Source organism: Pseudomonas sp. MWU13-2517, from assembly GCF_023242545.1.
In the GTDB taxonomy this organism is placed as follows: Bacteria; Pseudomonadota; Gammaproteobacteria; order Pseudomonadales; family Pseudomonadaceae; genus Aquipseudomonas.
This window is the reverse complement of the sequence record NZ_JALMFA010000005.1, coordinates 181778-197832: the sequence shown is the minus strand read 5'-3', so window position 1 is coordinate 197832 and position 16055 is coordinate 181778. Positions and strand designations below refer to the sequence as shown.

Annotated in this window: 9 protein-coding genes and 1 other RNA gene; 8 read left to right on the top strand and 2 right to left on the bottom strand. The window is 61.1% G+C overall.

Going from position 1 to position 16055, the window contains the following annotated elements:
- Positions 1–12: 12 nt before the first annotated feature.
- Both xdhB and xdhA read right to left on the bottom strand, forming a co-directional pair.
- Positions 13–2415 carry a xanthine dehydrogenase molybdopterin binding subunit gene (gene xdhB / locus M5B97_RS09470; protein ID WP_248731343.1) on the bottom strand — a complete coding sequence of 801 codons (2403 nt, stop codon included), beginning with the start codon at positions 2413–2415 and terminating at the stop codon, positions 13–15.
- Positions 2408–3856 carry a xanthine dehydrogenase small subunit gene (gene xdhA / locus M5B97_RS09465; protein WP_248731342.1) on the bottom strand — a complete coding sequence of 483 codons (1449 nt, stop codon included), beginning with the start codon at positions 3854–3856 and terminating at the stop codon, positions 2408–2410. Before xdhA ends, xdhB begins: the two co-directional genes overlap by 8 nt.
- Positions 3857–4135: 279 nt before the next feature.
- Here xdhA and M5B97_RS09460 point away from each other — a divergent pair, with 279 nt between their 5' ends.
- From M5B97_RS09460 to M5B97_RS09425, 8 genes are all read left to right on the top strand, one after another.
- On the top strand, positions 4136–4795 hold the full coding sequence (locus M5B97_RS09460; RefSeq protein ID WP_123715444.1) for a GntR family transcriptional regulator: 660 nt from the start codon (positions 4136–4138) through the stop codon (positions 4793–4795).
- Between the two features lie 2 nt (positions 4796–4797).
- Positions 4798–8286, top strand: a complete 3489-nt coding sequence (smc, locus tag M5B97_RS09455; protein ID WP_248731341.1) for a chromosome segregation protein SMC — start codon at positions 4798–4800, stop codon at positions 8284–8286.
- A 276-nt stretch (positions 8287–8562) separates the two neighbouring features.
- Positions 8563–9429, top strand: a complete 867-nt coding sequence (zipA, locus tag M5B97_RS09450; protein WP_123715446.1) for a cell division protein ZipA — start codon at positions 8563–8565, stop codon at positions 9427–9429.
- Between the two features lie 87 nt (positions 9430–9516).
- Positions 9517–11874 carry an NAD-dependent DNA ligase LigA gene (ligA, locus tag M5B97_RS09445; RefSeq protein ID WP_248731340.1) on the top strand — a complete coding sequence of 786 codons (2358 nt, stop codon included), beginning with the start codon at positions 9517–9519 and terminating at the stop codon, positions 11872–11874.
- A gap of 136 nt (positions 11875–12010) precedes the next feature.
- On the top strand, positions 12011–13177 hold the full coding sequence (locus tag M5B97_RS09440; RefSeq protein ID WP_248731339.1) for a putative zinc-binding metallopeptidase: 1167 nt from the start codon (positions 12011–12013) through the stop codon (positions 13175–13177).
- A gap of 156 nt (positions 13178–13333) precedes the next feature.
- Positions 13334–13430: signal recognition particle sRNA small type (gene ffs / locus M5B97_RS09435), an RNA gene on the top strand.
- 137 nt (positions 13431–13567) lie between these two features.
- Positions 13568–13987, top strand: coding sequence for a hypothetical protein (locus tag M5B97_RS09430; protein WP_248731338.1), 420 nt, complete (start codon positions 13568–13570; stop codon positions 13985–13987).
- Between the two features lie 23 nt (positions 13988–14010).
- On the top strand, positions 14011–15972 hold the full coding sequence (locus M5B97_RS09425; RefSeq protein ID WP_248731337.1) for a hypothetical protein: 1962 nt from the start codon (positions 14011–14013) through the stop codon (positions 15970–15972).
- Positions 15973–16055 lie beyond the last annotated feature (83 nt).

Genomic DNA, 16055 nt, shown 5'->3' with positions numbered 1-16055 from the left:
TTGTGGTGTCTGTCAGGCCGTCAGCGCTGGCAAGCCAGCTCCTACAGGGGGTGGGGTGGTTTGCACCTGCCGCATCTGCTCACACCCCCACAGCACCCGCTCCGGTGTTGCCGGTGCGTCGATCCTGGGTTGATGGCGATAGTCGCCCAGGCTCGCCACCGCATCCTTGATCGCACACCATGAGGCAATCCCCAGCATGAACGGCGGCTCACCCACAGCCTTGGAGTGGAACACCGTGTCCTCTGGGTTCTTGCGGTTTTCCACCAACTTCACCCGCAGGTTCAGGGGCATGTCAGCCACCGCCGGGATCTTGTAGCTCGCCGGGCCGTTGGTCATCAGCTTGCCCTTGTTGTTCCATACCAACTCTTCCATGGTCAGCCAGCCCATGCCCTGGATAAAGCCGCCTTCCACCTGGCCGATGTCGATGGCCGGGTTCAGCGAGGCACCGACGTCGTGAAGGATGTCGGTGCGCAGCATCTTGTATTCGCCGGTCAGGGTGTCGACGATCACCTCACAGCAGGCCGCGCCGAAAGCGTAGTAATAGAACGGCCGGCCGCGCGCCTGGCTGCGGTCGTAGAAGATTTTCGGGGTCTTGTAGAACCCGGTGCTCGACAACGACACCTGGGCAAAGTAAGCCTGCTGGATCAGCGCCTCAAAGGTCAGGATCTGATCGCGCACCCGCACATGGCCGTTGTGGAAGGCCACGTCCGCTTCGCTCACGTCGTATTTGCGCGCGGCAAATTCCACCAGGCGCTGCTTGATGATTTCGGCAGCGTTCTGCGCGGCCTTACCGTTCAGGTCGGCACCGCTGGAGGCAGCCGTCGGCGAGGTGTTGGGCACCTTGTCGGTGTTGGTGGCGGTGATCTGCACACGGTCGATTTCCACCTGAAACACCTCGGCCACCACCTGCGCGACCTTGGTGTTCAAGCCCTGGCCCATCTCGGTGCCGCCGTGGTTCAGATGGATACTGCCGTCGGTGTAGATGTGGATCAGCGCACCGGCCTGGTTGAGAAAGCTGGCGGTGAATGAAATGCCGAATTTTACCGGCGTCAGCGCCAAGCCTTTTTTCAGGATCGGGCTGTGGGCGTTGTACAGCCGGATTGCTTCGCGGCGTTCGGCATACTGGCTGCTGGCCTCAAGCTCGGCGGTCATTTCTTCGAGCATGTTGTGCTCGACGGTCTGGTAGTAGTGGGTGACGTTGCGTTCGGTCTTGCCGTAGTAATTGGCCTTGCGCACGGCCAGCGGGTCCAGCGCCAGGTGGCGGGCGATGGCGTCCATCACTTCCTCGATGGCGACCATGCCTTGGGGGCCGCCGAAGCCGCGATAGGCCGTGTTCGAGGCGGTGTTGGTCTTGCAGCGGTGGCCGTTGACCGTAGCGTCGCCCAGGTAATACGAGTTGTCGGCATGGAACATGGCGCGATCGACAATCGAGTTGGACAGGTCTGGCGAGCAACCGCAGTTTCCTGCCAGTTCCAGGTTGATCCCGTGCAGGCGGCCGCTGTCGTCGAAGCCCACGTCGTATTCGATGTAGAAGGGGTGGCGCTTGCCGGTCATCAGCATGTCTTCCACGCGCGGCAGACGCATCTTGGTCGGCTGGCCGGTGAGGCGCGCCACCACCGCGCACAGGCACGCCGGGCTGGCGGCCTGGGTTTCCTTGCCGCCGAAACCACCGCCCATGCGGCGCATATCGACGACGATTTTGTTCATCGACACGTCCAGTACTTCAGCCACCAGCTTTTGCACTTCGGTGGGGTTTTGCGTGGAGCAGTAGACGATCATGCCGCCATCTTCGGTGGGCATGACCGACGAGATCTGGGTTTCCAGGTAGAAGTGTTCCTGGCCGCCAATATGCAACGTGCCCTGGATACGGTGTTTCGCGGTGGCCAGTGCGCCTGCCGAATCACCCCGTTGATGGGTGTGGCTGTCCAGCACGAAGTGCTTTTTGCGAAATGCCTCGACCACATCCAGCACCGGTTCCAGGTCTTCGTATTCGATCACCGCCGCCATCGCCGCCTTACGGGCGGTCTCCAGATCGCGGGCGGCGACGGCCAGGACGACCTGGCCTACGAACTGCACCGTATCGATAGCCAGCAGCGGGTCGCCGGGCATCAACGGGCCAATGTCTTTGAGGCCCGGAACGTCTTCATGAGTGATGACGATGCGCACACCGTCGAAGGCGTAGCAGGGGGTGGTGTCGATGCTGAGGATTCTGGCGTGGGCGCGATCGGACATGCGCGCGTACAGATGCAACTGGTTGGGGAATTCCAGGCGGTCATCGATGTACTGCGCTTCGCCGCTGACGTGTTTGGCGGCGCTGTCATGCTTGACGCTGCGGCCGACCCCGCTGGTGAGGTCCTGGGCAAACAGCTCGGCGAGTTCGGCCTGGGTTTTAACGACGGCGTGATGGTTAGACATAAGCGGTCACCCGAGTCTCGATGTGCGGCGTTTGCAGTTCGATGAAGTATTTGCGCAACAGGTTCTGCGCGCTGAGCAGGCGGTATTCCTTGCTGGCGCGGAAGTCCGACAGCGGCGTGAAATCCTCGGCCAGGGCGGCGCAGGCTTTTTCCACGGTGGCGGCATTCCAGGTGGCACCGACCAACACGGTTTCGCAGTGTTTCGCGCGCTTGGGCGTGGCGGCCATGCCACCGAATGCCACGCGGGCCTGGCTGATCACACCATTGTCGATCTGTAGATTGAAGGCGGCGCACACGGCGGAAATGTCATCGTCCAGGCGCTTGGACACCTTGTAGGCACGGAACAGCGTGTGGCCCTTGGGCACGATGATTTTCTCGATGAATTCGCTGTCCTGGCGGGCAGTGACGCGATAATCGATGAAGTAATCTTCCAGCGCCAGGGTGCGACGGGTCTCACCCTTGCACAGCACGATCTGCGCACCCAATGCGATCAGCAGCGGTGGCGAATCGCCGATCGGCGAGGCGTTGCCGATATTGCCGCCCAGGGTGCCCTGGTTGCGGATCTGCAACGAGGCGAAGCGCTGCAGCAGCTCGCCGAAGTCCGGGTACTCGTGGTGCAGGGCGGTATAGCAATCGGACAGCGCGGTGGCCGCGCCGATTTCCAGGCGGTCGTCGAACGACTCGATGCGCTTCATTTCTTCAATATTGCCGACATAGATCATCACCGGCAGAGTGCGGTGGAACTGGGTGACTTCCAGTGCCAGGTCGGTACCGCCGGCCAGCAGGCGGGCTTGCGGATAAGCGTCGTAGAGGTCGGCCAGGTCGGCCACCGTCAGTGGCACCAGGCAGCGTTTGTCGCCGCTTTTGAGTTCAGCGGTTTGCGTCGGCGCGATGGCTTTGAGGCGGGCGATGGTCTCGGCCTGGCGCCTGTCGAACTGATCCAGGGGTTTGTTGCAGCAAGCCTGCTCGGCGGCCGCCAGGATCGGGCGGTAGCCGGTGCAACGGCAGAGGTTGCCGGCCAGGGCTTCATGGGCTTTCTGGCTGTCGGGCGCCTCGCTGTTTTTTTGCAGCGCGAACAACGACATCACAAAGCCAGGGGTGCAAAAGCCGCATTGCGAACCGTGGCACTCGACCATCGCCTGTTGCACGCTGTGCAGTTGGCCCTGGTGCTTGAGGTCTTCCACGCTGATCAGTTGCTTGCCGTGCAGCGACGAAACAAAGGTCAGGCACGCGTTGAGGCTGCGATAACGAATGTGCTCCACGCCTTGCGCATCGTTGTGCAACTCGCCGACCACCACGGTGCAGGCACCGCAGTCGCCGCTGGCGCAGCCTTCCTTGGTTCCGGGTTTGCCCACGTGCTCACGCAAATAGTTGAGCACGGTCAGGTTGGGGTCCAGGGCGTGCTCGCTACGGAGTTCCTGGTTGAGTAAAAACTGGATCACGGAAGGCCTCGCAGACTCATTATTGTTGTTAACCGCTTTGCGCCGAATCTAGTCATGTCTGACTTTTCGGTCAATGGTTTTCTGACCTAAGGGTCAAGAAACTTCGGTCACAACACTTTCAATTATGGCCCAGTCTCCTGAGGCCAGTGTTTTTCGGGGCGTCTGGGCGTTGGGACTTGCGTGTTTCATGCCAATTCGCCACGGTTGACGTAGCGCCATCAGCGGGCCAATGCGCTACACTGCCGCGCTTGTATTGACAGAAGATTCTGAAGGGAAAACATGACGTTCAAGGCGCCGGACAGTCTCGCCGAGCAAATTGCTCATCACCTCGCCGAACGTATCATTCGCGGCGATCTCAAGCCTGGAGAGCGGATCCAGGAACAGAAGGTCACGCTGGCGCTCAATGTCAGCCGTGGTTCCGTGCGCGAAGCCTTGCTGATCCTCGAGCGCCGTCATCTCATCGCGATCCTGCCGCGCCGTGGCGCACACGTCACCGAGCTCACCGCGCACAAGGTGCAGAGCCTGTGCACGTTGATGGGCGAAATGTACATCCTGCTCGGCAATGCGGTTGCCGAAGGCTGGCAGACCCAGGCCGACATGGCGCCGTTCCTGCAGATCCAGCAACGCTTGAAGGGCAGTTATGAGCGTGGCGACATCCGCGCCTTCGTCGAAGAAAGCTTCAATGTGATGCGCGCGGCATACCCCTTTGCGAACAATCCGTACCTGCAGGAAACCGTCGAAAACCTGCAACCGGCGATGAACCGTGCCTATTACCTCGCCCTGGATCAGCGCCAGGCATCCATGAGCGAATACCTGGAGCTGTTCGAACAACTGCTCGCCGCCGTGCTGGCCCGTGACCTGGTGCAGATTCGCCTGGTGCTGTCGGCCTACTGCCAGCGCAGCAGCTCGCTGGTTATCGCTGCGTTGGCGGACATCTAAGCGTGCGGCTCAAGTGCATCAAGTTGGCGGGGTTCAAATCCTTCGTCGACCCGACCACGGTAAACTTCCCCAGTAATATGGCGGCGGTGGTCGGCCCCAATGGTTGCGGCAAGTCGAACATCATCGACGCCGTACGCTGGGTGATGGGCGAGAGCTCCGCGAAGAACCTGCGCGGCGAGTCGATGACCGACGTCATCTTCAACGGCTCCACCAGCCGCAAGCCGGTGAGCCAGGCCAGCATCGAGCTGGTGTTCGACAACTCCGACGGCACCCTGGTCGGCGAGTACGCGGCCTACGCGGAAATCTCCATCCGCCGCAAAGTGACCCGCGACAGCCAGAACAGCTACTTCCTCAACGGCACCAAATGCCGACGCCGCGACATCACCGATATCTTCCTCGGCACAGGCCTGGGCCCGCGCAGCTACTCGATCATCGAGCAGGGCATGATCTCCAAGCTGATCGAAGCCAAGCCTGAAGACCTGCGTAACTTTATCGAGGAAGCGGCCGGCATCTCCAAGTACAAGGAGCGCCGCCGCGAGACCGAAAACCGTATCCGCCGCACCCACGAAAACCTCGCCCGCCTCACCGACCTGCGCGAAGAGCTGGAGCGCCAGTTGGAGCGCCTGCACCGCCAGGCCCAGGCCGCCGAGAAGTATCAGGAATACAAGGGCGAGGAGCGCCAGCTCAAGGCGCAACTCTCTGCCCTGCGCTGGCAGGCGTTGAATGACCAGGTCGGCCAGCGCGAAGCAATCATCAGCACCCAGGAGATCAGCTTCGAAGCCTTGGTGGCCGAGCAGCGTAACGCCGACGCGAGCATCGAACGCCTGCGTGACGGGCACCATGACTTGTCCGAACGCTTCAATCTGGTGCAGGGCCGATTTTATTCGGTTGGCGGTGATATCGCCCGCGTGGAGCAGAGCATCCAGCATGGCCAGCAGCGTCTGCGGCAATTGCAGGACGATCTGAAGGAAGCCGAACGGGCGCGCCTGGAGACCGAATCGCACCTGGGCCATGACCGCACCTTGCTGCTGACCCTCGGCGAAGAGTTGGACATGCTCACCCCCGAGCAGGAAGTCACCAGCGCTGCCGCGGAAGAAGCCGCCGCGGCCCTGGAAGAGTCCGAAACCACCATGCACGGCTGGCAGGAACAGTGGGATGTGTTCAACCTGAAGTCCGCCGAGCCGCGCCGCCAGGCCGAGGTGCAGCAGTCACGCATCCAGCAGCTGGAAACCAGCATGGAACGCCTGGCCGAGCGCCAGCGCCGGCTGCTGGAAGAGCGCGCGTTGCTCGCCGCCGACCCGGAAGACGCGGCGATCATGGAGCTCAGCGAGCAGTTGGCTGAAAGTGAAATGACCCTGGAAGAGCTGGAGGCCAGCGAAGAACAGCAGGTCGAGCGCCTGGAGCAACTGCGCCAGCAACTGCAACAGGCCACCCAGGCCCAGCAGCAGGCACAGGGCGATTTGCAGCGGCTCAACGGTCGCCTGGCATCCCTTGAAGCCTTGCAGCAAGCCGCGTTGGATCCGGGTACCGGCACTGCCGAGTGGCTGCGCGACCAGCATTTGGCCGAACGCCCGCGCCTGGCTGAAGGCTTGAAGGTGGAGGCGGGTTGGGAGCTGGCGGTCGAAACCGTGCTTGGCGCCGACCTCCAAGCCGTGCTGGTAGATGATTTTGGCGGGTTCGACCTGGCCGGTTTCACCCAGGGCGATTTACGTTTGCTCAGCCCGGCAACCGATGGCACTCGGGTACCGGGCAGTTTGCTGGACAAGGTCGAGGCGGCGATTGACCTGTCGCCCTGGCTGGGCCAGGTCAAGCCCGTGGACTCCCTGGAGCAGGCTCTCGCCCTGCGTGGTCAATTGACGGCCAGTGAGAGCCTGATCAGCCGCGATGGCTACTGGGTCGGTCGCCACTTCCTGCGGGTGCGCCGCGCGAGTGAAGCGGAAAGTGGCGTCCTGGCCCGTGGCCAGGAGATCGTCAACCTGATCGCCGAGCGTGAAGAGCGCGAAGCCACCCTGGAAAGCCTGGAAACCGAACTGCAAACCCTGCGTGCCACCCAGCGCCAGCAGGAGACCGGCCGCGAGCATCTGCGCCGGCTGTTGCAGGATGAAGCGCGCCAGCAAGGCGAATTAAAAGCCCAGCTGTCGGCGAGCAAGGCCAAGGTGGAGCAGTTGACCCTGCGCCGCACCCGCCTTGACGAGGAAGTGGCCGAGATGGGCGAGCAGCGCGCCCTCGAGCACGAGCAGATCGGCGAAGCGCGCCTGCAATTGCAGGAGGCGCTCGACAGCATGGCGCAGGACACCGAGCAGCGTGAACTGCTGCTGGCCCAGCGCGACAGCCTGCGCGAACGCCTCGACCGCGTGCGTCAGGAAGCGCGTCAGCACAAGGATCACGCGCATCAATTGGCGGTGCGTCTCGGCTCTTTGCGCACTCAGTACGATGCCACGCGCCAGGCCCTTGAGCGCCTGGAGATGCAATCCGAACGCCTCACCGAAAAGCGCGAGCAACTGAGCCTCAACCTGGAGGAGGGCGAAGCCCCGCTGGAAGAGTTGCGGCTCAAGCTCGAAGAGTTGCTCGACAAGCGCATGAGCGTCGACGAAGAGCTCAAGACCGCGCAGATCGCCCTGGAAGACGCCGACCGCGAACTGCGCGATGCGGAAAAGCGCCGGACCCAGGCCGAGCAGCAGTCCCAGCTGATCCGCAGCCAGCTCGAACAGCAGCGCATGGAATGGCAGGCCCTGACCGTGCGCCGCAAGGCCCTGCAGGATCAACTGCTGGAAGACGGCTACGACCTGCACGGTGTGCTCAATACCCTGGACGCCCAGGCCAACGAGAAAGACGCCGAAGAAGAACTTGAGCGCATTGCCGCACGTATTCAAAGGCTCGGCGCGATCAACCTCGCGGCCATCGATGAGTATCAGCAGCAGTCCGAACGTAAACGTTACCTGGATGCCCAGGACGCCGATCTGGTAGAGGCCCTGGACACGCTGGAAAACGTGATCCGCAAGATCGACAAGGAAACGCGTAATCGCTTCAAAGATACCTTTGATCAGATTAATGGCGGTTTACAGGCCTTATTCCCGAAAGTTTTCGGTGGTGGCAGCGCTTACTTGGAACTGACGGGCGAAGATCTACTCGATACAGGGGTAACGATCATGGCGCGGCCTCCGGGCAAGAAGAACAGCACCATCCATTTGTTGTCCGGTGGCGAAAAGGCACTGACGGCATTGGCCCTGGTATTTGCCATCTTCAAATTGAACCCGGCGCCGTTCTGCATGCTTGATGAAGTGGATGCGCCGCTGGATGACGCAAACGTTGGACGCTACGCTCGGCTGGTTAAAGAGATGTCCCAGACTGTGCAGTTCATCTATATCACCCACAACAAGATCGCCATGGAAATGGCGGATCAATTGATGGGGGTGACGATGCACGAGCCGGGGTGTTCTCGTCTGGTGGCCGTGGATGTGGAAGAAGCGATGAAGATGGTGGACGCCTAGCGGCAAGCTGCAAGTTATAAGCTGCAAGTGAGTTGGCTTGAGCTTGCAGCTTGCAGCTTATAGCTCACAGTTGGCGCTGAGATAAAAGATCGTCCTGTGTATCGAAAGCGACCAATCCGACACACTTTCTGCCAACTGTGCTAATTTAATGTCAATTTTTCGTATGCGTGGGCAAAACGTCAGTCAGAACATAGAGTTGGCGCCACGTTTTAAAGCGGTTTGCACGTTGCTAAGCCCCTTATTTTTCAGCATTTTTTATTAGAGGCACGGGATTACATGGAAATCGGTCTGCGCGAGTGGCTGATCGTCATCGGCATTATTGTCATTGCCGGTATTCTTTTTGATGGCTGGCGCCGCATGCGCGGTGGCAAGGGCAAGCTCAAGTTCCGCTTGGACCGCAACCTGTCCAACTTGCCCGACGACGACGGCAACGCCGAGCTGTTGGGGCCGCCCCGTGTACTGGATACTCACAAAGAGCCGCAGTTGGACGAGCACGACCTGCCGTCCATGAGTGCGCCGCTGCGTGAAGCCCGCGAACCGTCTTCCAAGCGCGGCAAGCGCAACACCGCAACGGTTGCCGAGCCGCATCAGGGCGACCTGAACCTCGATGTCGATGAAGGCCCGAGCTTCAGTAGCCGCGATGATGATTTTCCTGATGAGACTCCGGCCAAAAGCAATGCGCCGCGCCAGTCGGTGAACGATCAGCCGGCCGCCGAAGAAGTATTGGTGATCAGCGTGATCTGCCGCGACGCTGCCGGCTTCAAAGGCCCGGCACTGTTGCAGAACATCCTGGAAAGCGGCCTGCGTTTCGGCGAGATGGATATTTTCCACCGTCACGAAAGCATGGCCGGTAATGGCGAAGTGCTGTTCTCCATGGCCAATGCGGTCAAGCCCGGCACGTTTGATCTGGACGATATCGACCTGTTCAGCACCCCGGCGGTGAGCTTCTTCCTCGGCCTGCCAGGCCCGCGTCACCCGAAACAGGCATTCGACGTGATGGTGGCTGCAGCGCGCAAGCTGTCCCAGGAACTCAACGGCGAGCTCAAGGATGATCAGCGCAGCGTCCTGACTGCCCAGACCATCGAGCACTATCGTCAGCGCATCGTCGAGTTCGAGCGTCGCGCGCTGACACAGAAACGCTGAGGTTCGATCTCAAACGTTGTCTGTAGAATCCGTGCACTAACATATTGAGCAGCTTCGGCTGCTCTTTTGCTTTATGAGAGAACACCCATGACCGCCGCCCATACCCGTATCCTCGAACTGCGCGCTGAACTGGATCAGCACAACTACCGCTACCACGTCCTCGACGAGCCGAGCATTCCGGACGCCGAGTACGACCGCTTGTTCCACGAGCTCAAGGCCCTGGAAGCCGAGCATCCGGAACTGGTGACGCGCGATTCACCGACGCAGCGGGTCGGCAGTGCGGCGCTGTCGGCGTTCACCCAGGTCAAGCATGAGATCCCGATGCTCAGCCTGGGTAACGCGTTCGATGAAACCACCATGCTCGAGTTTGATCGACGCGTTACGGAAGGTCTCGACCTGCCGGTGGGCGATCTGTTTGGCGGGGGCGCAGCGGTGGAATACAGCTGTGAACCGAAGCTGGATGGCCTGGCGGTCAGCCTGCTTTATCAAGACGGCGAATTGGTGCGCGGCGCCACCCGTGGCGACGGTACCACCGGCGAAGATATCAGCGTCAACGTGCGCACCGTGCGCAATATCCCGCTGAAGCTGCATGGCAGCGGCTGGCCGACGACCCTGGAAGTGCGCGGCGAAGTGTTCATGTCCAAGGCCGGCTTCGAGCGTCTCAACGCATCGCAACTGGAAGTGGGCGGCAAGACCTTTGCCAACCCGCGCAACGCCGCCGCCGGCAGCCTGCGCCAGCTGGATTCGAAGATCACCGCCAGCCGCCCGCTGGAGTTCTGCTGCTACGGTGTGACGACCGATATCAGCGACACCCATATCGGCAACCTGCAGCAGTTGCAGAAGTGGGGCATGCCCATCAGCCGCGAGTTGAAACTGGCCAAGGGTATCCAGGATTGCCTGGATTACTACCGTGATATCGGCGAGCGGCGTAACAGCCTGCCCTATGAAATCGACGGCGTGGTGTTCAAGGTCAACAGCATCGCTTCCCAGCGTGAACTGGGCTTCCGCGCCCGTGAGCCGCGCTGGGCCATCGCCCATAAATTCCCGGCCATGGAAGAGCTGACCGAATTGCTCGACGTGGAATTCCAGGTCGGCCGTACTGGCGCCGTGACGCCGGTGGCGCGCCTCAAGCCGGTCAAGGTGGCCGGTGTGACCGTGTCCAACGCCACTTTGCACAACATGGATGAAGTGGCACGGCTGGGCCTGATGATCGGCGATACCGTGATTATCCGCCGCGCCGGGGATGTGATCCCGCAGGTGGTTTCGGTGGTCGTCGAGCGTCGCCCGGAAAATGCCCGAGCGGTGCAAGTGCCGCAGAACTGCCCGGTATGTGGCTCCCATGTGGAGCGCACACAACTGGTCAAGCGCAGCAAAGGCAAGGAAACCGTCAGCGAGGGCGCGGTGTACCGCTGTGTCGGCCGCCTGGCCTGTGGGGCGCAGCTCAAGCAGGCGATCATTCATTTTGTTTCGCGGCGCGCGATGGATATCGATGGCCTGGGCGACAAGACCATCGAGCAACTGGTGGATGAGAAACTCATCGGCTCGCCCGCCGACCTCTACAAACTCAAGTACGAACAGATCATCGACCTGGAAGGCTTTGCCGATATCTCCAGCAAGAAACTGATCGCGGCCATTGAAAACAGCAAGACGCCGACCTTGGCGCGCTTCATCTACGCCCTGGGCATTCCCGACGTGGGCGAAGAGACCGCCAAGGTACTGGCGCGCTCCCTGGCGTCCCTGGAGCGGGTGCAGAAGGCACTGCCGGAGGTGCTGACGTACCTGCCGGACGTCGGTCTGGAGGTGGCGCATGAAATCCACAGCTTCTTTGAAGACAGCCATAACCAGGACGTGATTGGTGCGCTGCTGTCACCGCAGGAATGCGGCCTGCAATTGCAGGATCAGGGCGAACTCAGCGCTGAATTCGCCGCCAGCACGACCTTGGGTGGTTTGCTCGACAAGCTTCATGTGCCGAGCGTCGGCCCGGGTGCGGCGCAGAAACTGGCGGACAAATTCGGCTCCCTGGAAGGTGTGATCAAGGCCGACTGGCTGGATATGCGCCAGGCGCTGCCCGAGAAACAAGCCAAGGCCGTGCGCGGCTTTTTCGATGACGAAAGCAACGCCAATCGCGCCCTGGCTATCGAGCAACAGCTCAAGGACTTCGGCATGCACTGGCAGAGCGAGAAGAAGGTGGTTGAGGGCTTGCCGGAAGCCGGCCATACCTGGGTGCTGACGGGCTCCCTCGAGCTGATGAGCCGCGATGTGGCCAAGGACAAGCTCGAAAGTCTTGGCGCCAAGGTCGCAGGTTCCGTTTCGGCGAAGACCCACTGCGTGGTCGCCGGGCCGGGCGCCGGTTCGAAGTTGGCCAAGGCCAGTGAATTGGGCGTGAAAGTGCTGGATGAAGCGGCGTTCGTCGTCTTCCTGGCCGGGCACAACATCACGGTCTGATCGCGTGTCGTGAAGGGCAGGCTTGTTGCGCTTAACAGGTTTGCCCCACGCTGGGCTGCGAAGCGGCCCGGGTAGGAAAGTGGAACGATCTCGACCCGACAATGATCTAGTCTCAGTCACCCAGGGAGAGATCGCCATGTTCCGCTACTTCGAGCAACTCAGTTCACGCATCGCGGCACCCTTCGTGGCCGGCACGTCTCGCGATAGCAAGGTATGGCAGTGCCGTTGCGGCCAGTCATTGTTCTTTCGCAACAGCCAATGCCTGGCCTGTCAGGCGCTGCTGGGGTATTACCCCCGGCAAGCTCGCCTTTCCTCGCTGCAGCCCGGCCCCGTGGCAGACACGTGGCTTCAGGATGACAATCTCGATGCCGGTGCCTTCCGTCGCTGTGCCAACCTCGATACCCCCGCGGCCTGCAACTGGTTGATACCGGCCCACAGTACGGCAACCTTGTGCACGGCTTGCAGTCTGAACCGCACCATTCCCGATCTCTCGGTTCCGGAAAACCACGAGCGCTGGCGCAAAGTGGAAACCGCCAAGCGTCGTCTGGTGGCGCAACTGATCAACCTGGGCCTGCAAGTCGTGCCCAAAAGCGTCGATGAAGACACCGGCCTTGCCTTCGATTTCATCGGCATCGACCTGGAAGGCAACGCGCCCATGACAGGCCACGCCAACGGCTTGATCACCCTGGATATCAAGGAGGCCGACGATGCCCACCGAGAAAAAGTCCGGGTCCAGATGCGCGAACCTTATCGCACCTTGCTTGGCCATTTCCGTCATGAAGTCGGCCATTACTACTGGGATCGCCTGATTGCCGACACCCATTGGTTGCAAGCCTTTCGCCAGCTGTTCGGCGACGAACGCGCCAGTTACGCCGATGCCCTCGGCCAGTACTACCAGAACGGGCCGCGCCCGGATTGGCAACACACCTGCGTCAGCGCCTACGCCACGATGCACCCCTGGGAAGACTGGGCGGAAACCTGGGCGCATTACCTGCACATGATGGACGCCGTCGACACCGCTCTCGGCTTCGGCATGAGCGCCCGGGAGATGGACCTGGATTACCAGCCATTCCCGCTTACTACCCTCTATGACCCCGAGCATCCCGGTGGCCCGGCGTTCCTGGCGTTCGTCAACGCCTGGATCGAACTGGCCGGCATGCTCAACGAGCTGTCGCGCAGCATGGGCCAGCCGGATTTCTATCCCTTCGTGTTGCCGCCGGCGGTAATCGCCAAGCTGCACTTTATTCACCTGGTGATTCAGGAGGAGGGTGGTCGGGCCGATGAGGTTGTATTGGCCCAATGAGGAGCCGTCTCCCACAGGACACGGGCGCAGTGCTTATGGCTGTGACAAGTACTTGAGCTTCTTCATATTTTTAATCCGGAACCAACGGTTGTAACTTCCGATGAGATCGGTACAATGGCGCGGCTTGCCGAGAGGCAGGCGTCGTTATGGTGACCCCATCGGTCCCCCCGCAACGATTACCCGTTAACCTGGTCAGGCCCGGAAGGGAGCAGCCACAGCGGGAACATTGTGTGCCGGGGTGTGGCTGGTGGGGTTGCCTCCATAACGCTCTTCCTTATGCTCTTCCCGGCAGCACCGTCTCAAATTCAATTCAAAAATGCTTTCACGCCATCTGTCATCGAGCAGTCCATGGCGGCATACTCCAGTGCCTGGCATTCGGAGACAGCACACGTGGAAAAAGTGGACGACCTCACTCGCGAAAAACTGCGGGAGTGGCAGATGCGGCGTCTGGAAATCAAGGACCGTATTCAATCGCATCCGGAACAGACCCTGGAGTTATCGAGGGTGCTGGACCTCATGGATGACGAGCACGCTGAAATCCTGAGCCAGGCCGAGATGATCCGGGTCGGGGAGGTGGCCCCCGCCGCCGAGCCTGCACCGTCCGCGCTGAACGGCGCGTACACCCTGCAGTTGAATGTGGCCGCGCAGAGCACCGAGGACTTGCGCCGGTTGTTCGATATGGCCGTCTTCGAACTGCAGCAGCAGATCAATGCAGCCAGTGCCGCGGGTAGGCATCCCGGCGGCATGTCGGGATCGCTCGGCGAGTATCGCTTTGAGCTGGGTATTCAGGTTGAACCCGGCGAAGCCTGACGCCAGCGACGCGACGAGGAAGTATGCAACCGGAACATTTTGATTTATCCAGCCCGGTGTTCTTGCCGGTCACTGCGCAAACCTGCACGGCCTTGCTGGGTGCCGAGGGGGCCAACGTCCTGCTCGGCCTGACGGACCCGGAACTGGCGGCGGTGCTGGTCATCCAGAACCTGGCCCAGGCCGCGGAAAAAGACCTGACCTGTACGGGCGCCGAGCGCATCCTGGCCAAATTGATCGGCTGGGCTGTGGATACGCAGGCAGAGGGCACGGCCACATTACTGTCCGAGGCACAGCGACTGTTCGATCCGCGCACCTTGTATTTCGGTTTCAACGCGCTCAAAAGCATCAACCTGCGCCTTTTGTCGGCTGAAGAAGTCCAGGCGCGCGATTACCTGCTGCCCACCGGCAAATGGGATGTCGACTACAAGGTCCGCCACCTGCGCGGCAATGATCCGTTCAGCCAGCAGATGATCACGCCCCGGCACCGTGAACGTTGGCTCAGCCCCGCCCAGGACAAGCTGGTGCGCACGTTCCGCGCCAATCTCAATGAAGACCTGCACGTGCAGGGTTATGCGGGCATCGGCAAGAGCCATCTGCTCGGCGCCTTGATCGAGTGCCTGCGCCCTGCACAGACGTTGGTACTGGCGCGCACGGGAGCCAAACTGGCGACGTTGCGCGAGCGTATGGGCCTGCCCCGCGACAGCAAGGCTGGCTCTACTTTTGCCGCTTTCGCCAAGGCCCTGTTGCACGGCCCGCGGCCCGTCGTGGTGAACACAACGAGCAGGCTACCCACCAGGCAGGCGGTGGCCCAGGCCCTGGATATCTACGGTTGGCGTGGGCATGACGGCCAGGCGACCCTGGATGTCTGTCTCAAGGTGCTTGAAAACTATTGTCACTCCGCGCATCACAGCCTGTCGGCCCGGCACTTTCCGCATTTCAAGCAGCCTTTGGGCAGTGTGGATGCCCAGGCGCTGCTGGAGTATTCAAGCCGTGTGTGGACCTACCTGGAAAGCAACCCTGAATGGGCCGGCCAGACCGGGTTCGCGTCTTTGTTGCTGATCAAGCGCGCCTGCCTCGCCGGTTGTGTGGTGCCGCCGCGTTACACCCATGTATTGATCGATGAAAGCCAGGACATACCCGCGCCATTGCTGCAGATTATCGAGCGTGGCCGTCAGGTACTGATCACCCTTGGCGACGAATACCAATCGGCCAGTGGTGTGATGGTGCGGAGAAAGCGCGAGGTCCGGCAAAGCGACATCAGCTACTCCGTGCGCTCGGGGCGCAATATCGAGCGTCTGGTCAACCCGTTGATCAGCGTGCACTCAAACAAGTGCAAGATCCCTTTCGAGGGCGCGCGTGATGCCGACGTCGGCATCGAGCACTACCCACAGGGCTTTGTGCCGCCGGAAGGTTGCGTGGTGTTGACCGCGTCCCACTGGGACACCATGAAGTGGGCGATCCAGCTGTACCAGGCCAACTGCCCCTTCGGTTTGCAGGGCAACGCGGCGCAGCAGGACCTGGAGCGCTTCATGATCAGCGTCATCGGTTTGTTCAAGCCGGACTTCTACAGCGATGAGCACAACGAAAAAGGCGCACACGCTTATTTCAGTGGCATGGATGATTGGCGGCAGGTACGTGAGGCCAGTCAGTTCGATGAGTCGTTCCTGTGGGTCGAGGCCGAGCTGGAAAAAGGTTTCAATGTCGCGGATGTCACGCGCTTGAGCCGCCTGGGTGGCGAACCCGGCAAGCGTTGCCTGTTAATGCTGGCGCAAGAGGCGGGGGGGATGGAGTTTGAGCAGGTGCTGCTGACCCCCGAACTGTTGACCAACGTTCCGTTCAAGGATGCCTACGCGTTCGACCAGCGACTGTGCGCGGTCTATATTGCGATTTCCCGGGCCACGTCGCAGCTGTACCTGCCCTATGATGTGGTTGAATGGATCGATTACCACAGGGATCAGAAGTTTCGTGAGTCCCACGGTTGCTGATTGATTAAGTTCGGCTGATTCACAACTTTCCAAACCTCCTCTGGACAACCCAAAACCGCCTTGTTAGTTTTCGCCAGCCGCTT